Source organism: Pseudoclavibacter sp. RFBI5 (genome assembly GCF_002931395.1).
In the GTDB taxonomy this organism is placed as follows: domain Bacteria; phylum Actinomycetota; class Actinomycetes; order Actinomycetales; family Microbacteriaceae; genus Pseudoclavibacter.
Genome location: NZ_PSYA01000012.1, coordinates 1 through 19,363, shown reverse-complemented (window position 1 = coordinate 19,363; position 19,363 = coordinate 1). Strand labels below are relative to the sequence as shown.

The 19,363-nt window shown below is 68.7% G+C and carries 17 protein-coding genes and 1 pseudogene; 9 read left to right on the top strand and 9 right to left on the bottom strand.

Going from position 1 to position 19,363, the window contains the following annotated elements; all coding sequences use genetic code 11:
- Positions 1 to 84 precede the first annotated feature (84 nt).
- Together C5E06_RS15155 and C5E06_RS15150 are read left to right on the top strand one after the other, a co-directional pair.
- Entirely contained in the window at positions 85 to 1,095 is a 1,011-nt protein-coding gene (locus C5E06_RS15155; protein ID WP_104243659.1) for a DnaJ C-terminal domain-containing protein, read from the top strand.
- A 9-nt stretch (positions 1,096 to 1,104) separates the two neighbouring features.
- Positions 1,105 to 1,653, top strand: coding sequence for a heat shock protein transcriptional repressor HspR (locus C5E06_RS15150; RefSeq protein ID WP_104307463.1), 549 nt, complete (start codon positions 1,105 to 1,107; stop codon positions 1,651 to 1,653).
- Positions 1,654 to 1,826: 173 nt separating this feature from the next.
- Here the strand turns inward: C5E06_RS15150 and C5E06_RS15145 are convergent, their stop codons facing one another.
- The 3 genes from C5E06_RS15145 to C5E06_RS15135 form a co-directional block, all read right to left on the bottom strand.
- A complete protein-coding gene (locus C5E06_RS15145) occupies positions 1,827 to 2,597 on the bottom strand; it encodes an SDR family NAD(P)-dependent oxidoreductase (RefSeq protein ID WP_104300058.1) in 771 nt (256 codons plus the stop codon).
- A gap of 384 nt (positions 2,598 to 2,981) precedes the next feature.
- A complete protein-coding gene (locus C5E06_RS15140; protein WP_104307462.1) occupies positions 2,982 to 3,827 on the bottom strand; it encodes a helix-turn-helix transcriptional regulator in 846 nt (281 codons plus the stop codon).
- 9 nt (positions 3,828 to 3,836) lie between these two features.
- The gene (locus C5E06_RS15135) at positions 3,837 to 4,772 is read right to left on the bottom strand and encodes an SDR family oxidoreductase (protein WP_104307461.1); all 936 of its coding nucleotides are present in this window, start codon (positions 4,770 to 4,772) and stop codon (positions 3,837 to 3,839) included.
- Positions 4,773 to 5,011: 239 nt separating this feature from the next.
- Here C5E06_RS15135 and C5E06_RS15130 point away from each other — a divergent pair, with 239 nt between their 5' ends.
- Both C5E06_RS15130 and C5E06_RS15125 read left to right on the top strand, forming a co-directional pair.
- On the top strand, positions 5,012 to 6,007 hold the full coding sequence (locus tag C5E06_RS15130) for an NADP-dependent oxidoreductase (RefSeq protein ID WP_104307460.1): 996 nt from the start codon (positions 5,012 to 5,014) through the stop codon (positions 6,005 to 6,007).
- A gap of 52 nt (positions 6,008 to 6,059) precedes the next feature.
- Positions 6,060 to 6,920, top strand: a complete 861-nt coding sequence (locus C5E06_RS15125; RefSeq protein WP_104307459.1) for an alpha/beta fold hydrolase — start codon at positions 6,060 to 6,062, stop codon at positions 6,918 to 6,920.
- A gap of 422 nt (positions 6,921 to 7,342) precedes the next feature.
- Here the strand turns inward: C5E06_RS15125 and C5E06_RS15120 are convergent, their stop codons facing one another.
- On the bottom strand, positions 7,343 to 8,002 hold the full coding sequence (locus C5E06_RS15120; protein ID WP_146081399.1) for a hypothetical protein: 660 nt from the start codon (positions 8,000 to 8,002) through the stop codon (positions 7,343 to 7,345).
- Between the two features lie 534 nt (positions 8,003 to 8,536).
- Between C5E06_RS15120 and C5E06_RS15115 the strand changes: the two genes are divergently transcribed.
- Positions 8,537 to 9,406, top strand: a complete 870-nt coding sequence (locus C5E06_RS15115; protein ID WP_146081104.1) for a helix-turn-helix domain-containing protein — start codon at positions 8,537 to 8,539, stop codon at positions 9,404 to 9,406.
- A gap of 146 nt (positions 9,407 to 9,552) precedes the next feature.
- Here the strand turns inward: C5E06_RS15115 and C5E06_RS15110 are convergent, their stop codons facing one another.
- Positions 9,553 to 10,266: an SDR family oxidoreductase gene (locus tag C5E06_RS15110; protein ID WP_104307456.1), complete on the bottom strand. Its 714-nt coding sequence runs from the start codon at positions 10,264 to 10,266 to the stop codon at positions 9,553 to 9,555.
- 156 nt (positions 10,267 to 10,422) lie between these two features.
- Between C5E06_RS15110 and C5E06_RS15105 the strand changes: the two genes are divergently transcribed.
- Positions 10,423 to 11,025: a TetR/AcrR family transcriptional regulator gene (locus tag C5E06_RS15105; protein ID WP_104307455.1), complete on the top strand. Its 603-nt coding sequence runs from the start codon at positions 10,423 to 10,425 to the stop codon at positions 11,023 to 11,025.
- Between the two features lie 70 nt (positions 11,026 to 11,095).
- Here the strand turns inward: C5E06_RS15105 and C5E06_RS15100 are convergent, their stop codons facing one another.
- Both C5E06_RS15100 and C5E06_RS15095 read right to left on the bottom strand, forming a co-directional pair.
- Positions 11,096 to 13,333 (bottom strand): beta-glucosidase, encoded by a 2,238-nt coding sequence (locus C5E06_RS15100; RefSeq protein WP_104307454.1) that lies wholly within the window; start codon positions 13,331 to 13,333, stop codon positions 11,096 to 11,098.
- 47 nt (positions 13,334 to 13,380) lie between these two features.
- Complete coding sequence (locus C5E06_RS15095; RefSeq protein ID WP_104300036.1) at positions 13,381 to 14,820, bottom strand: helix-turn-helix domain-containing protein; 1,440 nt, start codon at positions 14,818 to 14,820, stop codon at positions 13,381 to 13,383.
- Between the two features lie 124 nt (positions 14,821 to 14,944).
- Between C5E06_RS15095 and ppsA the strand changes: the two genes are divergently transcribed.
- From ppsA to C5E06_RS15080, 3 genes are all read left to right on the top strand, one after another.
- The gene (gene ppsA, locus C5E06_RS15090; protein ID WP_104307453.1) at positions 14,945 to 17,362 is read left to right on the top strand and encodes a phosphoenolpyruvate synthase; all 2,418 of its coding nucleotides are present in this window, start codon (positions 14,945 to 14,947) and stop codon (positions 17,360 to 17,362) included.
- Between the two features lie 86 nt (positions 17,363 to 17,448).
- A complete protein-coding gene (locus tag C5E06_RS15085) occupies positions 17,449 to 18,282 on the top strand; it encodes an alpha/beta fold hydrolase (RefSeq protein WP_104307452.1) in 834 nt (277 codons plus the stop codon).
- A 130-nt stretch (positions 18,283 to 18,412) separates the two neighbouring features.
- Positions 18,413 to 18,685 (top strand): hypothetical protein, encoded by a 273-nt coding sequence (locus C5E06_RS15080; RefSeq protein ID WP_104300030.1) that lies wholly within the window; start codon positions 18,413 to 18,415, stop codon positions 18,683 to 18,685.
- Between the two features lie 67 nt (positions 18,686 to 18,752).
- Here C5E06_RS15080 and C5E06_RS15075 read toward each other — a convergent pair whose 3' ends face one another.
- Both C5E06_RS15075 and C5E06_RS19395 read right to left on the bottom strand, forming a co-directional pair.
- Complete coding sequence (locus C5E06_RS15075) at positions 18,753 to 18,926, bottom strand: CsbD family protein (RefSeq protein ID WP_104243312.1); 174 nt, start codon at positions 18,924 to 18,926, stop codon at positions 18,753 to 18,755.
- A 64-nt stretch (positions 18,927 to 18,990) separates the two neighbouring features.
- Positions 18,991 to 19,363 (bottom strand): annotated as a pseudogene (locus tag C5E06_RS19395) (hypothetical protein); the annotation flags it as partial.

Sequence of the window (19,363 nt, the reverse complement as noted above, 5' to 3'; positions counted from 1 at the left end):
CACGGGAGGGGGCACCGCAGCTGCGGGCCCCCTCTTGTCTTCATCCGGAAGACACGTGCTCATCCCTAGGAACAGAAGGACCATATGGCCAGTCAGGATTGGTTTGACAAGGACTTCTACGCGGTGCTCGGCGTATCGAAGGACGTAGACGAAAAAGACCTCAAGAAGCAGTACCGGAAGCTCGCGCGTCAGTATCACCCTGACTCGCACCCGGGGGACACTGCCGCAGAGGCGAAGTTCAAGGAGATCTCCGAGGCCTACTCGGTCATCTCCGACCCAGAGCACCGCGCCGAGTACGACCAGATGCGCGCCATGGGCTCGGGTGCCCGCTTCCAGCAGGGGCCAGGCGGTCCAGGTGGCGCGGGCTTCGAGGACGTCTTCGGCGGCATGTTCAACGGCGGCGGCGGACGCCGCGGCGCGTCGAACGCCGACTTCGAGGACCTCCTCGGCTCCATGTTCGGCGGCGGGGGCGGCGGCTTCGGGGCAGGCAGCTTCGGCGGCGGCGCCGGTGGGCCCGCCGGGTTCCAGACCGGACCGCAGAAGGGTCGCGACCAGAGCGCATCCACGACGCTCAGCTTCATGACCGCGATCCACGGCGACACGGTCGAGCTGCAGGGGCAGGATGGGCGGGTCGTGAAGGTCCGCGTTCCCGCCGGCGTCGAGGACGGGCAGAAGATCCGCCTCCGCGGCAAGGGCGGGCAGAGCCCGAACGGCGGCGAAGCCGGAGACCTCATCCTCACGGTCGCCGTGCGACCCGACCCCGTCTTCACGCGCTCGGGCCTCAACCTCGAGGTGACCGTGCCGGTCTCCTTCGCTGAGGCGGTCCTCGGCGCCACCATCGAGGTGCCGACCGTCGACGGCAAGACCGTGCGCGTCAAGGTCGCGCCGGGCACGCCGAACGGGAAGACGCTCCGCGTGAAGGGCAGGGGTATCGAGTCGAAGAAGGGCAAGGGCGACCTGCTCGTGCACCTCGAGGTGGCCGTGCCGAATCACCTGTCGAGCGCGCAGGAGAAGGCGCTCGCCGACTTCGTCGCCGCATCCGGAGACGAGAGCCCCCGCGAGGACCTGCTGCGTCTCGCGCGCCAAGGCAGGTAGGGGACGCCCATGGCATTCCCCTCCGACCTCGACGAGGACGCCCCGATCTTCGCGATCGCCATGGCGGCGGAGCTCGCGAACATGCACCCGCAGACGCTTCGCCAGTACGACCGGATGGGCCTCGTCACGCCTCGGCGCACGGCCGGGCGCGTGCGGCGGTATTCGCTTCGCGACGTCGCGCAGCTGCGTGAGATCGCGGTGCTGTCGAACGAGGGCGTGAGCCTCGAGGGCATCGCCCGCGTGCTCGAGCTGCAGCGCGAGGTGCTGGGACTGCGCCGCCGCGTCCGGGCGCTCGAGGCGGAACTCGCCGACGAGCGCCTCACGAGGCTCGGTGGTCGCATCTTCGCGGCCGGGGAGCGCGGCGATGTCGTGCCCCTCGCCCACGGTCGCCGCACGGCCCGCCGCACCGAGGTCGTCGTGTGGCGGCCGGCGCGCATCCACGATGCCGAGGACGAAGCCGACGCCGACGCCGACGAGCGGCGCCCGAAGCGAACCCGCGCGAAAGCCTCGGCACCGCGTACGCGCGCTTCCCGCGCCAAGCGCCCGCCTGACGCGTAAGCCCGCGCCGCCTCCCGCCTCCCGCCCCCCGCGCCGCGCCTTCCGCCGAACCACCCGCGTCTCGAGCGCCGAAAAGGTCAGTTTGGCCCCATCCTGAGGCCCAGGAGGGGGCGAAACTGACCTCTTCGCGTCGGGCTGGGTGCGGGTGCGGCGCGCGGGGTGGGAGCGCGGGGTTAGCGGGCTCCGTTGCCGCCGTCGACGCGCCACTGCGCGCCGGTCACGAACGACGCCTCGTCGGAGCCCAGGAACACGACGACTCGAGCGATGTCCAGCGGCTCGGCGTAGCGGCCCATCGGGATAGCGGCCTGGAACCCGGCCTTCGCGGCCTCCGTGTCGCCGCCGCCGAAGCCCTCCTCCAGCCGCCGAACCATCTGCGTGTTCACGCCGGACGGGTGGATGCTGTTGACTCGCACCCCGGTCGGGGCGACCTCGAGCGCGGCGGACTTCGTGAAGCCGACCACGGCGTGCTTCGACGCGACGTAGGCGGAGACGCCGGGCGCCCCGTCGAGGCCCGCCTCCGAGGACGTATTGATGATGCTGCCGCTGCCGCGCTCGGTCATGACCTTGAGGACATGCTTCATGCCGAGGAAGACGCCGCGCACGTTGACGGCGAAGACCTTCTCGTAGTTGTCGACGCTCGCTTCCGTGAGCGGGCCGACGGCGCCTTCGATGCCCGCGTTGTTGAAGAACACGTCGATCGTCCCGAACGCCTCGACGGTCTCGGCGACGTAGCGCTCGACGTCGGCCTCGTCGGTGACATCCGCGGCGATCGCGATGACCTCGCCGTGCGCCGAGAGGCGTTCGCGCGCGGCCTCGAGGGGCTCCGGGAAGAGGTCGACCAGGGCCACGCGTGCGCCCAGCTTGAGGAATTCCTCAGCTGTCGCCGCGCCGATGCCGCCCGCGCCGCCGGTGATGACCACTGAGCGTCCGGTGAAATCTGTCATGTCGCAACTCCTTTGTCGTCTGGTTGTCCGCGTGACGTCGCTCGCCCGCGGCAGTCGTCGGCCGCCGGAGCTGTATCTCCGACGGCGCCGCCAGGCTAGGTGCCGCGCATGCGCATCCACTGTGTACCGACACAGCGAATGCGCCGAAAGCATGCGCCCCGCCCCGCCCCGCCCCGAGCAGGGTCACGGCCACCGCAGAGTTGTGGCGTGACGTCGTGGCGACGTCGCGCAGCAGCAACAAGCCACAACTCCACGGCCTGGGCGCGCGCGTTCGGGTGCAGGGTGCCGGGTGCGGGACGCGGGATGCGGGACGCCGGACGTTCGGGTGCCGGGCGCCGGACGCCGGGCGTTCGGACGCCGGGTGCCGGACGCCGGGCGCCTGAGTCAGGCGTCGGCGGTGAGGCGCTGCGTTCCGATGACCGAGAGCAGCTGCAGCCGGTCGTAGCTCTCCGTGCCAGGCGTGGCCGTCAGCACGAGCAGCGTCTGGTGCTGCGCGGGGTCGATGAGGAACTGGCAGTGCACCTTCATGACCCCGAGCTCGGGATGCTGCACTCGCTTCTCGAGCTCGTGCGTCGCGTTGATCTCGTGGTCGGCCCAGATTGCGGCGAACTCCGGGCTCTCGGCGAGGAGCGCATCCACGACCCGCTGCGCTCGAGAGCCTGGACCCTGCTGGGCGGCGAAGCTGCGAGCATCCGCGGCGAACGCTCGAGACAGCTTCTCGTGGTCGGTCGACGGGTAGACGTCGCGGGCGCTGGGCGCCGTGAACCAGCGGTAGACGACGCTGCGGGCGTTGCCGACGAAGCGGGTCTCGTCGCCGAAGAGGGCACGCGCGGCCGGTGTCTGCACGAGCGTCTCGCCCATGGCCGTCATGACCTGCGCCGGGGTGTCGGCCAGGCGGTCGAGGATGCGCATGAGGCCGGGGGCCACGTGCTCGCCGCTGATGGCGCGCCGCGGTGCCTGGTGGCCGGCGAGGTGGAAGAGGTGGTCGCGTTCCGCGGCCGTCAGCCGCAGGCCACGGGCCATGGCGGCGAGCATCTGCTCCGACGGCTGGGGGCCGCGGCTCTGCTCGAGGCGACTGTAGTAGTCGACCGACATGTCGCTGAGTGCTGCGACCTCCTCGCGCCGCAGCCCCTGCGTGCGTCGGCGGGGTCCCTTCGTCAGGCCGACGTCCTCGGGTTGGAGCGCCTCGCGGCGGCTGCGGAGGAAGTCGGCGAGCTGGGCTCTGTCCATGAGGCGAGGCTAGCGGGCGACGTGCTCGGCGACGAGCTGTTCGGAGAGCTCCCACAGGCGGCGTGCATCCGCTTCGCTCGCGACGCGCGAGTAGAGCGTCTGCTCGGCCGGGCGGCCGCCGATGTGGCCTGGGCCCTTCGGGCCGTAGAGGCGGCCACCCTTCGCGTCGGGGCTCGTGGCAGCGAGGACGGCGGGGAGGGCGGCGCTCTGCGGGGTGCCGGTGATGCCGACCCGCGAGAGGAGGCGGATGATCTTGACCTCGGTGGTGTCGCTGGCTCGCCCCATGCCCGGCTGCGCGGCGAGGAGATTCGTGGGTGAGACGCCAGGGTGCGAGAGGTTGCTCTGGATGCCCCAGTCGTTCGCCTCGCTGAGGCGGTGCAGGTGCATCCCGAGCAGGCCGGTCGCGATCTTCGACGAGCTGTACGAGCCCATGCTGCTGTAGCTGCGCTCCCAGTTCAGGTCGTCCCAGTGCACGGCGCCCTGGTTGGCGGCGATGCTGATCTGCGTCGTGACGTGCGCCTTGCCCTCCTTGAGGAGGGGGAGCAGGCCCGTCGTGAGGGCGAAGTGGCCGAGGTGGTTGGTGCCGAACTGCAGCTCGAAGCCGTCGCTCGTGGTGCGTCGCTCGGGTGGTGTCATCACCCCGGCGTTGTTGATCAGGATGTTGATGGGGCGCCCGTCTTCGACGAGCTCATCGGTGAGGGTCGAGACCGATGCCAGCGATGAGAGGTCCAGCTGGTGCAGCTCGAGCTTCGCGTCCGGGTTCGCGCCTCGGATGCGCGCGGCTGCCTTCTCGCCCTTGGCTTGGTTGCGGACCGGCATGATGACCGTCGCGCCGGCACGGGCGAGCCTGGCGGCGATGTTGATGCCGATGCCGTCGCTCGCACCTGTGACGAGGGCGAGTTGGCCGGTGAGGGAGGGGACTGGGATGTCGCGGTTCTTGGGCACGGGATGCTCCTGAGTGGTGTCGATGTCGAGATCGCTCCGCCGGTGAGGCGAAGGTGCAGTCTGGCTGCTGGAACCACTCTGCTGGGTCGATCTTCTTCGATTCAGGGCTCGCTCATCCAGGGATCGGTGATCCCTGGATGAGGCTGGTTGACACACTTACTGAGTTAACTCAGAATTGAGTACGCTCGGCAAAATGCGGGGCGATTCACCAACGCGATCCCGAATCCGGAGTCCCACCCATGCGAGCGTTCACCTTCTCCACCTACAAGACGCCCCTGCGAGAGGCCGATATCCCGGAGCCGATCATGGGAGAGCACGACGTGCTTGTCCAGGTGCAGGCCGCCGGCGTGAACCAGCTCGACGAAAAGATCCGCATCGGCGAGTTCAAGCAGATCCTGCCGTACAAGCTGCCGCTGACCCTCGGGCACGATGTCGCCGGTACGGTGCTTCGGGTCGGCGCCGCGGTTCGCGGGTTCCGTCCGGGAGACGAGGTCTACGCGAGGCCTCGCGACCACCGCATCGGCACGTTCGCCGAGCGCATCGCGATCGACGAAGCGGATGTGGCGCCCAAACCGTCCTCCATCTCCATGGAAGAGGCGGGCTCGCTCCCGCTCGTCGCCCTCACCGCCTGGCAGGCGCTCGTCGAGATCGGCAACGTGCAGCGTGGGCAGAAGGTCCTCATCCACGCCGGCTCGGGCGGAGTCGGATCCATCGCGATCCAGCTCGCGAAGCACCTCGGAGCTGAGGTCGCCACCACCGTCAGCGCATCCAACGCGGCGTTCGCTCGCGAGCTCGGCGCCGACCACACGATCGACTACCGCAACGAGGACTTCGAGCAGCTCCTCAGCGGCTACGACTTCGTGCTCGACAGCCTCGGCGGCGAGAACCTCGAGAAGTCGCTCCGCATCCTGGGGCCCGGCGGAATCGCCGTCGGCATCTCCGGTCCCCCCACCCCCGACTTCGCCCGGAGTGCCGGCCTGAACCCCGTGCTGCGCCTTGCGATCGCCGGGCTCAGCGGCAAGGTCCGCAAGCAGGCGAAACGCCTCGGCGTCGACTACCGCTTCCTCTTCATGCGCGCGAGCGGCGAGCAGCTGCGTGAGATCTCCGCGCTCGTCGAGCGTGGAGCGATCAAGCCCACAGTGGGACGAGTCTTCCCCTTCGACGAGACCGTGCACGCGCTCGAGTCGCTGAGGGGCGGCGGCATTCGCGGCAAGGCAGTCATCAGCAGCCGCTGACCATCGGCGGCCACACCCCACCAACCCCCTCAAAGTTCCAAGAGAGAACATCATGAGCACTGCATCCAATGAGCCCGTCGTCACCTCCTACACGCTCGCCCCGGCGAAGAGCATCACCGTGGGCGGCATCAGCTACGCCTACCGGGAGCTGGGCCCGAAGGAGGAAATCCCCGTCATCTTCTTCGTGCACCTCGCGGCCACGCTCGACAACTGGGACCCCCGCATCGTCGACCCCATCGCCGAGAAGCGCCACGTCATCACCTTCGACCAGCGCGGCGTCGGCGCCTCGACGGGCGTCGTCCCCGGCACCATCGAGGAAGCCGCCGACCACGCGTACGAGTTCATCACCGCGCTCGGCTACGACAAGGTCGACATCTTCTCGTTCTCCATGGGCGGGATGATCGCGCAGGACCTCGTCGTCAAGCACCCGGACCTCGTGCGCCGGCTCGTGCTCACGGGCACCGGTCCGCGCGGCGGCAAGGACATGGACAAGGTCGTCGGCGTCACCTACCTCGACCTCGTGCGCTCCATCCTCACCCGCTCCGACATCAAGGAGTTCCTCTTCTTCAATCGTGACGACCGTGGCAAGCGGGCCGCGAAGGCGTTCGTCGCCCGGTTGTCCGAGCGCACGGTCGACCGCGACAAGTCAATCAGCACGAAGGCGTTCCAGACGCAGCTGGGGGCCATCCAGCGCTACGGACGCTCCGCGCCCTCCGACCTCTCGACCCTCACGCAGCCGACCCTCATCGCCAACGGCGACAACGACCGCATGGTGCCGTCGGTGCTCTCCAACGACCTGCACAGGCGCATCGCCGGCTCCGAGCTCGTCATGTACTCCGACTCGGGCCACGGAGGCATCTTCCAGTACCACCACCAGTTCGCCCCGGTCGCCGTCGAGTTCCTCACCCGCTGATTGCAGCGGGTGGACAGTCCTAGACCCACAGAACAACAGCACGCGAACCCTCGACCGTCCCGATGCGGGGAACATTGGACGCGAGGCATTTATAGGTAGGTGCCGGATCTTGCGGCCGAGGCCTGCGGCTAGTGGACCTGCTAGTCGTCGAGACGCCTTCGAGTCGTCTGCTTCGTTGCGCGCGGCTCAAGCGAGGGGCGTTCTCGCTCATCGAGAGGGGAGTAAGGATGGCGGTGGCTTCCAACGAGTGCGTTGTCGGAAGCCACCGCGGGACACCTCACCGAGCTGGACGTTGCGCGCACTTTGTCCCCTGACGCGTGTGCCGCATGCGACGGTCCGCACGAGGTTCCCCAACCGGTGCCGCTGAGTGAGGTGGGCCGTGGCCAGCATTCCGCGTTGGTGCGGCGCTGGTTGAAGGGTGGTTAGCCGTTGAAGATGTTGTAGTACCAGAGCGGGGTGCCGGAGCCCTGGGTCGCGGAGGAGCTCTGCGAGCGTCCGTTGACGACGAGGCGGGAGCTGAGTGATGTGCCGCTGCACGAGTTGGGGAGGGTGACTCGTGCGAGCGGGTAGTCCGCGTTGCCGTTGATGGAGTTCGCAGATCGAGCGAAGCTCGTGATCGTGATCGTGGTGTTCGCCGGAATCGGCTGCGTCGTCGTGTAGACCATCGAGGGAGAGGTCGCAGTCTGCGAAGCGGGTGCCGTGAGGCTTCCGGCGGGAGCTCCGCTGATGGATGTCTGGCCGAGGGTGATCTGGCGCGCGCCATCCGCGTAGCTCACGGTGATTCGTGATCCGACCGGGAGTGGCTGCGGGCCGGTGTACGAGAAGGTGGTCGTGATGGCGATGTTGGTGTTGGTGGGAACGCGGTAGTACTCACCTGAGCCGAGGCCGTTGTCGCGAGGGAAGTTGCGAGCACCGGTGCTGGAGATCGTGTAGGCGTACTGGCCAGCATTCGCCGCCGGGATGCAGTTCGACGCGGCGTACGCAGGTGCGGCGACCGCCGTCGCGATCACTGGGAGGGACCAGGCAGCGCCTTGGACGATTGATCGGCGGGTGACGGTGGATTGCTGTTCGGGGGAAGGCATGGAGGACTACTTTCTTCAGTGCGGGGGCAAGGCAGTTGACGTGCGGCGCACATGTTGAAGTGAACTCACAGCCGCGGAGTGAGCATAGGCATAGACCGCTTTCTCGGTGCAGTGTGAGGGTCGGTCCTTCTCATTGAATGGGCCGGTCAATAAATGCCTTTTGATCAGGTTTTTTGATGTTCAACTGTGGCCAGTTGGTGCTCAATGCCATTTCCGTTCTGAGCGTTGACCGAAATCATTCTGTCGGGTGCTTCGATCTGTTGTGATCCGCTATTTCCAGGGCCGAAGCAGGATTTATCCGGGTGTTTCGTGGCATTGGCACTGGCCGATGTCCCATAACGTGACGAATGAGCCCGCACGTTCGTCTCATCTTTGAGCCGAGCAACCGCCACGAACGCTGCTGCCCGATGCGTCGCTTTCAGTTGTGAGCTCTTCCTTTGACGTCCGACGGATGGAGTGTTTGTGTCTCGACAGCCCAACAGCCCCGGATTCGACGCGCACCAGGGTGCAGGGTGCGCAGGGCTCGCGCGGACGATGTCCCTCTCCGTCGATGAGGTTGGTCAGGCTGCGGTGGAGACGGCGCGAGCCTGGGGTTGGCACATTCAATCGCCCGGTGAGGGCTTCGAACTGCATGGTGACGTGGTGAAGAGTGAGACCTTCGCGCTGAGTCGATATCGACACACGGCAGCGTCGTTCCGCTACGTGGTCCCGCGGGTGTTTGCGGGGGGAGCCGCTCGGTTGCTCCTGGCATGTCTCGAGGGTGAGGTCGAGGTCGAGGTTGCGGGGGTCAAGGAGAGACTCACGCCCGGTCGCGTGCTCTTCGCGAACCCCGAAGACCTCGTCGGCAAGAGTGCCGACGTGCCGGTCAGTAATCTGCTCGTGATCTTCCCTCGCCCCCAACCGGTCACGGACAATTATGTGAGCGCTGCCGCTGCATCGGCGACGTACCTGCAGATCTTGATCGATGCCTCCGCTTCCATTCTCAGCAGTCGAGCGAGCGTGCAGGACGCCGCCTTCAAGCGGGTTGGGCTGGCCGTTGAGGCGTTGATTTGGGCGCTCGCTACCCATACCGAACTTCGAACGATGTCGAGCGCGAGCAGTGAACTCGCTCGTGTCTACAACGAGGCCGTGAAGTATGTGGCCCTGTTCGCGGGAGATGCGGCGACCACGGTGTATTCGATGGCGACCGCGCTCGGGGTCTCGCAGCCGCACCTCTATCGCGCTTTCGCGGCAACTGGCGAGACCCCGTCGGTCTATCTTCGACGCGCAAGAGTGCGCCTCGCTGAGCGGTTGATCGCAGATGGCGTCGCCGCTGAGATGGCTGCTAGAGGGTCCGGTTTCGGAACCGTCAGGCGCATGCGAAACGCACTCGCCGGAAAATCACCCCCCGATCCCGAGGTGTGACCGCCGCTCGTGGATCAGGCCTTTTCGGGCGGAGCCTGCGCGAACGACTCCTCCTTCCGGCGCCTGCTACGGCCAGTGCTCCACTGAATCTTGGAGATTGGCATGTCCGCTGGGCTCGAACGTCACACCACTCTGCGGTTCTGCCGCTAGCTGGTCGCGCGGCTGAGCTGCGGGTAGACCGCTTCGAGCGGGGCACTGAGGCCTGCCCTCAGCTGCACCGACGTCTCGTCGGCGAGCACCTCGTACTCGCCTGCCTCGGTCGCGTCGAAGACCTTCGAGACGAGCACGGCCGGGTCGGTCTTCGGGTCATCGGTGTGCGCGGCCATGGCCGTGTCGACCCAGCCGACGTGGACGCCCACGACGTGCACGCCTGCTGGCTGGAGTTCGAGGCGCAGCGAGTTCGTCGCCGACCAGAGTGCGGCCTTCGCGGCGCTGTAGATGCCGTTGACCGCGTACCAGCTGAGTGCCGAGTGCACGTCGATGATGGCTGCGCCCTCACGGTTCGAGAGGAGCGGCGCGTAGGCGCGCGCGAGGAAGACGGGTCCGAGGAAGTTGGTCGCGACGTTCGCCCGGATCTCCTCGTCGCTGTGCGACAGGATGCCCGGGGAGGAGACCGAGGCTCCGGCGTTGTTGATGAGCACGGTCACGTCGGGCGCCGCCTCGACGACGGCGGCGATGGATGCCGAGTCGGTGACGTCGAGGGCGAGGGGCACGACCCGCTCGTCGTCCCAGGTTCGTGGCGTGCGGGCCGTGGCGTAGACCTTGGCGGCGCCGCGGGCGAGGGCCTCGCGGACGAAGTTCGTGCCGATGCCCCCGTTCGCGCCGGTGACGAGGACAGCTGCTCCGTTGAGTGAAGGCATGTGGGGCTCTTTCTAGTCGGTGGGTTGTCGCGGACCTCCGGGCAGCGGATGGGAGCTGCGGCGGCGTGGAAGAATCGGCACGGGTACCGAACCCACACCTTAGCGACTAAACTCATAACTGAGCATGCTCACGAATTATTCCCGGAGGAGATCTGGATGACCACCGACGTCCGTCCGATGGGTCGCCGCGAGCGAAACAAGCTCGACAAGCTCGAGCGCATCACGGCGGCTGCTGGCGAGCTCTTCGCCGAGCGCGGGGTCGATGACGTCACCACGCAGGAGATCGCGGACCGCGCCGACATCGGCACCGGAACGCTGTTCCTCTACGCCAAGACCAAGGGCGAGCTGCTGCTGCTCGTGCAGAACTCCATGTACGAGGCTGCGCTCGAGGAGGGTCGGGCGGCTGTGGCCGAGACGACCGGCGCGCTCGACGGCGTGCTTGCCGTGCTTCGCCCCGTCGTCGCGTGCAACCGCAAGCAGATCGAGAACGGGCGAACCTACCTGCGGGAGATGGTCTTCGGCGACCCGGAAGAGCCTCGGCATGCAGAGGCGCTGGCACTGACGAGCCAGACCCAGGACCTGGTCGCCGACGTCATCGAGCGGGAGACCGCCGCCACGAACGACACCGCGCGCACGCTTGCGCAGGTCGTCTCCGCCATCATGTTCACGACCATGGCCGCGTCGATCAACGCCTCGTTGTCCGACGACGACCTCGTCGAGCAGGTGCGCGCGCAGGTCCGGGCGGTGCTGCCCGCCTGAATCGATGTGCCGGTCCGGGATCCCCGAACCGGCACGTCGCCGGCGCTCCGCTCGCCCTTTGCGCTCTCTGTTACCCCTTCGCGTTCTGCACGAGCCCGCCGAGCGCCGCCTCATCGAGTGGGCTGCCGGGGAACGCAGCTACTCGCCCGAGCGGCATGGAGCCGAGCATCTTGAGCATCTCCGGGTCGGCCAGCATTCCGGCCAGGCCGCTGTCGCCCTCGAGCAGTGCGGTGCGCAGCAGTGGGCCACCCCGCTCGTCGTCGAGCCACTCGGCGATCGTCGAGGTCTCGTCGAGGGGGAGCGCGAGCTCGTCACCCGCGACCGCTACCTGCGTCGAGGCGCGGAGGTCGCGGCTCGAGGCACCAACCTCGACGAGGTACTCGCCGCCCTCGACCGTCCACTGCCCGGCGATCGGGTGGAAGTAGGCGAGCTCGGAGCGCGGCACCTCGATGGTGACGGGGACCGTCGAGCCGGCAGCCACCTCGACGACAGCGAACGCAGCGAGCGAGCGCGTCGCGCGCGGCACGGCGGAGCCGGGGAGGCCCGTGTAGACCTGCACGACCTCGCGGCCGTCCCTGCTCCCCGTGTTGGTGAGATCCACCTGGATGCGCAAACCGCTGTCGTCGACCTCGACGGCGAGGTTCTCGTAGGCGAAGCTCGTGTACGACAGGCCGTGGCCGAACGGGAACGAGACCTCGCTTGCACGCGCGTCGTAGCCGCGGTAGCCGACGAAGATGTCCTCGCCGTAGCGCACGTGGCCGAACGCGCCGGGGAACCCGACGTGCGCCGGGGAATCCTCGAGGCGCACGGGAACCGTCTCGGCGAGGCGTCCGGACGGGTTGACGACGCCGAAGAGCACGTCGGCGATCGCGCCGCCGCCTGCCTGCCCGAGGAGCCAGCCCTCGACGATCGACGGGGCGAGGTGCTGCCACGTCGAGGTGCGGACGACGCCGCCGTTGGAGAGCACGACGACGACGTGCTCGTTCGCCGCGTGCACGGCCTCGAGCAGCTCGAGCTGGTCGGCGGGGAGGTCGATGTGCGCGCGGTCGAAGCCCTCGGACTCCTCGTGCGCGGGCAGGCCGAGGAAGAGGAGCGCGACGGATGCGCTCGCGGCGGCCTCGACCGCATCCGCTCGCAGCGCGTCGGCGTCGCCGGAGTCGTCGAGCGTGAAGCCGGGCGCGAATCGGACCCGGTCGCCGGCAACCCGGCTCAGCTCCGTGAGGGCGTCGTCGAGCCGGGTCGGGTTGATGAGCGAGCTGCCGGCGCCCTGGTAGCGGGGAGTGCGCGCGAACTCGCCGATCACCGCGATGCTCTCGCTCGAAGCGGGCTCGAGTGGCAGCAGCTCGCCCTCGTTCTTCAGCAGCACGATGCTGCGCCCGGCGGCCTCGCGGGCAAGCGCGTGGTGTGCCTCCGCGTCGTAGCTGGCGGATGCGTCTGCGCCCGCGACGATCTTGTCGACGAGCTCCAGCGCGCGGCGGGCGGCGGTGGTCACGTGCTGCTCGTCGAGGTCGCCGGAGCGCACCGCATCCACCAGCTGAGCGTCCGTGCGCCCGCCGCTGGCCGGCATCTCGAGGTCGAGCCCGGCCGCGATGCCGGTGACGCGGTCGTCGACGGCGCCCCAGTCGGAGACGACGAGGCCCTCGTAGCCCCACTCCTCGCGGAGGACGGTGGTGAGCAGCCAGTGATTCTCGGACGCGTAGACGCCGTTGATCTTGTTGTAGGAGCACATGACGGTCCACGGCTGCTGCTCGGTGACGACGCGCTGGAAGGCGCGCAGGTAGATCTCGCGGAGGGGGCGCTCGTCGACGTCGGCGCTGATCCGCAGCCGGTCGGTCTCCTGGTTGTTCGCGGCGAAGTGCTTGAGCGACGACCCGACGCCCTGGCTCTGCAGGCCGCCGACGAGGGCAGAGCCCATGACGCCGCTCACGAGCGGGTCCTCGGAGAAGTACTCGAAGTTGCGCCCGCACAGCGGGGACCGCTTGATGTTGATGCCGGGGCCGAGCAGCACGCCGACACCCTCCGCCTTGGCCTCCTCGCCGAGCGCGACACCCACGCGGCGGACGAGGTCCGCGTCCCAGCTCGAGCCGAGCGCGACGGCGGGCGGGAAGCACGTCGCAGGGACGCTGTCGGCGAGGCCGAGGTGGTCGCCGCCCTCCCGCTGCAGGCGCACCCCGTGCGGCCCATCCGTCAGCGTCACGGCCGGGATGCCGACCCGCTCGACCGCCTTCGTCGACCAGAAGCTCCCGCCGCTCGTCAGGGACGCCTTCTCTTCGAGGGTGAGGTCGTCGAGGTGCTCAGCGTGGGTCATCGTCGTGCTCCGATCTGTCGTGCGGGGGAGTGCTCGCGGCCCGGAGATCAGGGCGCGTGGCGTTCCAGATAAGCGTAGATCTCGCTGTCGTCGACGCCTGGGAACCGGCCAGCGGGGAGGGATGCGAGGATCTGCGCGTGCAGGCGGGCGCTCGGCCAGGCGCGCCCGGACCAGCGTGCCGCGAGGGTCGGGTCGGGCCGCCGGCAGCAGGTCTCGTCGGGGCAGCGCGACACCTGGCGGTTCTCGGTGTCGCGGCCGCGGAAGTACTTCGCGTCGTCGAAGGGCACCCCGAAGGTGATCGAGAAGGCGCCCTCGGCGGACCTGCCCGTCTGGATGGTGCTCCAGAACGTGCCGGCGGGCGTGTCCGTGTACTGCCAGAACTCGGTCGTGCGGTGCTCGATCTCCGTCGCACGCCTCGCCCCCCAGCGGCGGCAGACGATCTGCCCCTCGACGGCGCCGGTCACGTCGAGCGGCAGGGGGAGATCGTCGTTCTCGTAGGCCTTGTAGACCTCCCCGACGGCGCCGACGCGCAGGAAGTGCACGCGCATCCCGAGGTGCTCGGTCATGAGGTTCGTCATGCGCAGGGCGGCCGCCTCGTGGGTGACGCCGAAGGCATCGCGGAAGTCCTCCACGGCGAGGTCGCGGTCCTTCTTGCGGGCGCTCAGGAAGTCGACGGCCTGCGTGCGCGGGATGAGGCAGGCGGCCGCGAAGTAGTTGATCTCGAGCCGCTGGCGCAGGAAGTCGGCGTACGAATCGGGGGGCGTATGGCCAAGGATGCGGTGGGCGACGGCCTGGAGAGCGATGGATCGCAGCCCGTGGCCGCCCGGGATCGACTCCGGCGGCAGGTAGATGCGCCCGTTCTCGAGGTCGGTGATGCTGCGCGTGGAACGGGGGAGGTCGTCGGCGTAGACGATCTCGAGGCCGAGCTGCTCGACCATGAGGTGCACCTCGCGGTGCGTGAGCGCCCCCGCGACGTGCCCGACCTGGCGGAGGCGCTCCTCGGCGACCGCCTCGATCTCCGGCAGGTAGTTGTTGCGCTCCCGCATCCACGCCCGCTGCTGTGTGTTGCGGATGCGCGCCTCCTCGGGCGTCGCAGAGGCGGCCTGTGCGCGTCGCTCGAGTTCCCGGTGCAGGCCGACGAGTGTCTCGAGGGTGTCGTCTGGCATGCCCTTGCCCCCGCGCAGCTTGGGGAGACCGAGCCCCGCGAACAGCGGGGACGACTGGGCGCGCTTCAGCTCGAGCTCGAGCGCGGCGCGGCTGTTCGGCGCCTCGGCGCGCACGAGGTCCTCGACCGTCACCCCGAGGGCCCTCGCGAAGGAGGGCAGCTCCGAGGGCTTCGGCTCGCGGCGTCCGTTCTCGATGAGCGAGATGCGGCTGGGGCTCGTCTCGAGCTGTGCCGCGAGGTCGTCGAGGGTGAGCTTCGCGAGCGAGCGGTAGTGGCGGATGCGGGCTCCGAGCACGGAGGCGGTGTACACGTCGGCGGGCATGGCATGACGCTAGCGCAAGAACAGCACTTCTTTACACGTATTTCCACGAAAGAGTGCTTAGTTCGCGACGAATACTGAGTTCATCCCGTCAACAACCGTCAACGACGACACTCAAGGACTCACCATGACGCTGCTCCACGAACCCCCGACCTCCGCAGACGCATCCGCGAGCAACGAGGCGTACGTCCTCCCCTTCAGCGCGGTGCGCCTCTCGGACATCCCCGAGGTTGGCGGCAAGAACGCCTCGCTCGGCGAGCTCATCGCGAACCTCACGGACGCCGGAGTGCGTGTGCCGGACGGCTTCGCCACGACGGCGAGCGCCTTCAACCGGCACCTGCGTGAGACGGGCATCGACGCGTGGATCCGCGGTGAGATCGTGGGCCTCGACGTCGACGACGTGGCGCGCCTCGCGATCGTCGGCGCCCGCATCCGCGCTCGCATCGAGGCCGCCCCGCTCGCCGCGGAGCTCGAAGCAGCTATGCGCGAAGCCTTCGCCCGTCTGGACGCCGAGACCGACGGCCAGCTGCTCGTCGCGGTGCGCTCGAGCGCCACCGCGGAGGACCTGCCGGACGCGTCGTTCGCGGGGCAGCAGGAGACGTTCCTCAACATCGCGGGCATCGAGAACGTGCTCGCCGCCACCCGCAAGGTCTTCGCGTCGCTGTTCACCGACCGCGCCATCGCCTACCGCGTGCACCAAGGCTTCGCGCACACCGGCATCGCGATCTCCGTCGGCGTGCAGCGCATGGTGCGCTCCGACGAGGGCGCAGCCGGGGTCATGTTCAGCGTCGACACCGAGTCGGGTTACGACGGCGCGGTGTTCGTGACGAGCGCCTACGGGCTGGGCGAGGGGGTCGTGCAGGGCGCGGTCAACCCCGACGAGTTCACGGTGCACAAGCGCACGCTCCGCGAGGGGCGGCCCGCCGTGCTGTCGCGTCGAGTCGGCAGCAAGGCGACCCGCATGGTCTTCACGGAGGACACCCGCGTCGGGCGCACCACCGAGTTCGTCGAGACGGCACCGGATGCGCAGCGCCAGTTCTCCGTCACCGACGCCGAGGTCACCGAGCTCGCCGAGGCGGCGCTCGCGATCGAGGAGCACTACGGGCGGCCCATGGACATCGAGTGGGGCAAGGACGGTATCGACGGACGCATCTACATCCTGCAGGCCCGCCCGGAGACCGTCGTCTCGCGGCGATCTGCCGGCACGCTCGAGCGGCACAGCCTGCTGGAGCGCAGCGCGACGCTCGTCGAAGGCCGGGCGATCGGGCAGCGCATCGGCGCTGGCGTCGTGCGCCTGCTCACCTCCCCCTCGCAGATGAGCGAGTTCCGCCCGGGGGACGTGCTGGTCGCCGACATGACCGACCCCGACTGGGAGCCGATCATGAAGCGCGCATCCGCGATCGTCACGAACCGCGGCGGCCGCACCTGTCACGCCGCGATCATCGCCCGCGAGCTCGGCGTGCCCGCCGTGGTCGGGGCGGGAGATGCGACCGAGCGCCTCGCTGACGGCGACGAGGTCACCGTGACGTGCGCCGAAGGCGAGACGGGCGCCGTGCTCGCCGGCATCCTCCCCATCGAGGTCGAGCGCATCGAACTCGACTCCTTCCCGGAGCTGCCGGGCAAGATCATGCTCAACGTCGGCAACCCGGACGCCGCGTTCACGCTCGCCGCCCTGCCGAACGACGGCGTGGGGCTCGCGCGCATGGAGTTCGTCATCTCGCGCCAGATCGGCGTGCACCCTCGTGCGCTGCTCGAGCTCGACGACCAGGAGGCGAGCATCCGCGCCGCCATCGACGAGCGCATCGCCGCCTACGACTCTCCCGCCGACTTCTTCGTGCGCCGCCTCGCCGAGGGCGTCGCGACGCTCGCCGCCGCGTTCGACGGGAAGCCCGTCATCGTGCGGCTCTCCGACTTCAAGTCGAACGAGTACGCGGGGCTGCTCGGGGGTGCCCGCTACGAGCCCGTCGAGGAGAACCCGATGCTCGGCTTCCGCGGTGCCGCGAGGTACATCTCCGACGACTTCGCCGAGGCGTTCGCGCTCGAGTGCGAGGCGATCAGGGTCGTCCGGGACGACATGGGGCTCACGAACGTGAAGGTCATGATCCCATTCGTGCGCACGGTCGAGGAGGCCCGCGCGGTTGTCGAGCGCCTCGCGGAGAACGGGCTGCGCCGCGGCCAGAACGGCCTCGAGGTGATCATGATGTGCGAGGTGCCCTCCAACGCGCTCCTCGCGGAGCAGTTCCTGGAGCTCGTCGACGGCTTCTCCATCGGCTCGAACGACCTCACGCAGCTGACGCTCGGCATCGACCGCGACTCCGGCCTCATCTCCGACAGCTTCGACGAGCGCAACCCCGCGGTGCTTCGCCTCATCGACCTCGCGATCGACGCCTGCACGAAGCACGGACGCTACGTCGGCATCTGCGGGCAGGCGCCGAGCGACCATCCCGAACTCGCCCAGTACCTGTTCGACCGTGGCATCTCCTCGCTGTCGCTCAACCCGGACAGCGTCGTGGAGACGTGGACGAGGCTCGCCGCGAACCTCTGAGGCGGAGGGCTGGCGTGCCGCCTTCGAGCGGGACGCCAGCTCGCCGTCACAACCGGGGCCGCTCGCGCGGCTGACACAATCGTTGGATGATGAGCGACGAGAGCCTGCCCAACGTGTTCTCCTGGCGCGGGAGGACCGTGCGCTGGGACAGCTTCGGGGAAGGGCCAGCCCTCGTCTTCCTGCACGGCACCCCGTGGTCGTCGGCGCTGTGGCGGCCGATCGCGGAGGCCCTCTCCGCGCAGTTCACCGTCTACCTGTGGGACATGCCCGGCTACGGCTCCTCGTCGAAGGACCCGTCGCATGCCGTCGACCTCGGCGTGCAGGGCGAGCTGTTCGCCGAGCTGCTCGAATCCTGGGGCCTCGACCGGCCGCACGTCGTCGCCCACGACTTCGGCGGCGCGGTGGCACTGCGTGCTCGACTGCTCCACGGGGCCGCGTACGCGTCGCTGGCACTCGTCGACGTCGTCGCCCTCTCGCCGTGGGGTTCGCCGTTCTTCAACCTCGTGAAAGAGCACGCCGCGGTGTTCGAGCAGCTGCCGCCCGCGGTGCATCGCGGCGCCGTGGAGGCGTACATCCGCGGAGCCAGCCACAAGGGCCTGAGCGCGGATGACCTCGCCATGCTCGTGGATCCGTGGGCGGATGCGGAGGGGCAGGCGGCGTTCTACCGGCAGATCGCGCAGGCCGACGAGCGCTTCACGGCGGAGGTCGAACCGCGCTACGGCACCCTCACGGAACCCGTGCACATCGTGTGGGGGCGCGAGGACACCTGGATCCCGAGCGACCGGGCGCAGCGGCTCGGCGCGCTCATCCCGAACGCCTCGGTCACCCTCATCGACGGCGCAGGCCACCTGATCCAGCTGGACGCTCCCGCAGCGCTCGCGGCTGAGCTCACGCGGTGGACAAGTGCTGTACGGCGCTGACCTCGCGCCCTCTGATTGAGGGAACTCTCACGCTGGCGGTGAAGGCTGGGGCAGGTCGTGTGGACCAGCCCGCTTGTCGTGGATCTGGTCCACGGGGTCATCACAGGTCCACCGAGGAGAGGAAGAAGTCATGAGACTGCGCCAGAAGCTCGCGTCCGCCGTGATCGCGTTCGGACTCGTCGGGGGTGCGGGGGTTGCCCTCGCGCCCGCTGCAAGTGCCGCCACGCACCGACAGATGATCTACGGCAGCACGCTGCAGAATTGCCAGATCACCTTGAACAACGCAGCCAACACCTACGCGGCTGCCGGCAAGAAGATCACCGCCGTCGACAGCTGTGTGCGAAACACCCTGACACCAGGCGGGTTCAACAACTACTACGGATCCGTCAGCTGGGACATCTGACTTGACGCGGGGCACGCAGAAGCGGCAGCCGACTCGGTCGGCTGCCGCTTCTGCGTCATGATGAGCTCTACTTCTTGAAGGCGTCCTTGACGTCTTCGCCCGCCTGCTTCACGTTGGCCTTGGCCTGGTCGGCCTGGCCCTCTGCGACGAGCTTGTCGTTATCGGTGGCCTTGCCGAGGGCTTCCTTGGCCTTGCCGCCGAACTCTTCTGCTGCGTTCTTGATCTTGTCTCCTGCGCTCATGGCAGTTCCTTTCTGTTGGGGGTGCGGTTCCTCGGAATCGGGGTGCCGCGGTGGGGAGTCGTGGTTACTGGAGGCGCGTCGACTGCTGCACCTTGGCGCGGAATCCGCCGCTCAGCTGCAGCAGGACCGGCACCTCCTGGCCCAGGAGCGAATCCAGCGCCTCGAGGTTCTGCTCGACGATCGCCGTCGCGTCCCTGGGCGAGACACCACGTCGGCAGGTCGCCGAGACCTTGAGCATGGGGGCCCGCTTCACCGAGTACGCCGAGACGCTGGTCGAGAGGAACTCATCACGTTCGCCGAGTGCGTCAGCGAGGGCATCGCGTGCGACGGACACGTCCACGACGGTGCGTCCCGTGTCCGAGCTGCGGTCGTGGATGAGTGTTCCCGTCCGCCCCTGCCCCTGTCGAAGGCTGAAGGCGAGGAGCAGGATGATGCCC

What these genes read in the sequence shown, in the direction of transcription:
- ppsA (WP_104307453.1), top strand. Translation starts at nt 14,945, where the DNA reads ATGACGCTGCTCCACGAACCCCCGACCTCCGCAGACGCATCCGCGAGC.
- C5E06_RS15140 (WP_104307462.1), bottom strand. Translation starts at nt 3,827, where the DNA reads ATGGACAGAGCCCAGCTCGCCGACTTCCTCCGCAGCCGCCGCGAGGCG.
- C5E06_RS15115 (WP_146081104.1), top strand. Translation starts at nt 8,537, where the DNA reads ATGTCCCTCTCCGTCGATGAGGTTGGTCAGGCTGCGGTGGAGACGGCG.
- C5E06_RS15150 (WP_104307463.1), top strand. Translation starts at nt 1,105, where the DNA reads ATGGCATTCCCCTCCGACCTCGACGAGGACGCCCCGATCTTCGCGATC.
- C5E06_RS15080 (WP_104300030.1), top strand. Translation starts at nt 18,413, where the DNA reads ATGAGACTGCGCCAGAAGCTCGCGTCCGCCGTGATCGCGTTCGGACTC.
- C5E06_RS15120 (WP_146081399.1), bottom strand. Translation starts at nt 8,002, where the DNA reads ATGCCTTCCCCCGAACAGCAATCCACCGTCACCCGCCGATCAATCGTC.
- C5E06_RS15075 (WP_104243312.1), bottom strand. Translation starts at nt 18,926, where the DNA reads ATGAGCGCAGGAGACAAGATCAAGAACGCAGCAGAAGAGTTCGGCGGC.
- C5E06_RS15105 (WP_104307455.1), top strand. Translation starts at nt 10,423, where the DNA reads ATGACCACCGACGTCCGTCCGATGGGTCGCCGCGAGCGAAACAAGCTC.
- C5E06_RS15145 (WP_104300058.1), bottom strand. Translation starts at nt 2,597, where the DNA reads ATGACAGATTTCACCGGACGCTCAGTGGTCATCACCGGCGGCGCGGGC.
- C5E06_RS15100 (WP_104307454.1), bottom strand. Translation starts at nt 13,333, where the DNA reads ATGACCCACGCTGAGCACCTCGACGACCTCACCCTCGAAGAGAAGGCG.
- C5E06_RS15110 (WP_104307456.1), bottom strand. Translation starts at nt 10,266, where the DNA reads ATGCCTTCACTCAACGGAGCAGCTGTCCTCGTCACCGGCGCGAACGGG.
- C5E06_RS15085 (WP_104307452.1), top strand. Translation starts at nt 17,449, where the DNA reads ATGATGAGCGACGAGAGCCTGCCCAACGTGTTCTCCTGGCGCGGGAGG.
- C5E06_RS15095 (WP_104300036.1), bottom strand. Translation starts at nt 14,820, where the DNA reads ATGCCCGCCGACGTGTACACCGCCTCCGTGCTCGGAGCCCGCATCCGC.
- C5E06_RS15155 (WP_104243659.1), top strand. Translation starts at nt 85, where the DNA reads ATGGCCAGTCAGGATTGGTTTGACAAGGACTTCTACGCGGTGCTCGGC.
- C5E06_RS15130 (WP_104307460.1), top strand. Translation starts at nt 5,012, where the DNA reads ATGCGAGCGTTCACCTTCTCCACCTACAAGACGCCCCTGCGAGAGGCC.
- C5E06_RS15125 (WP_104307459.1), top strand. Translation starts at nt 6,060, where the DNA reads ATGAGCACTGCATCCAATGAGCCCGTCGTCACCTCCTACACGCTCGCC.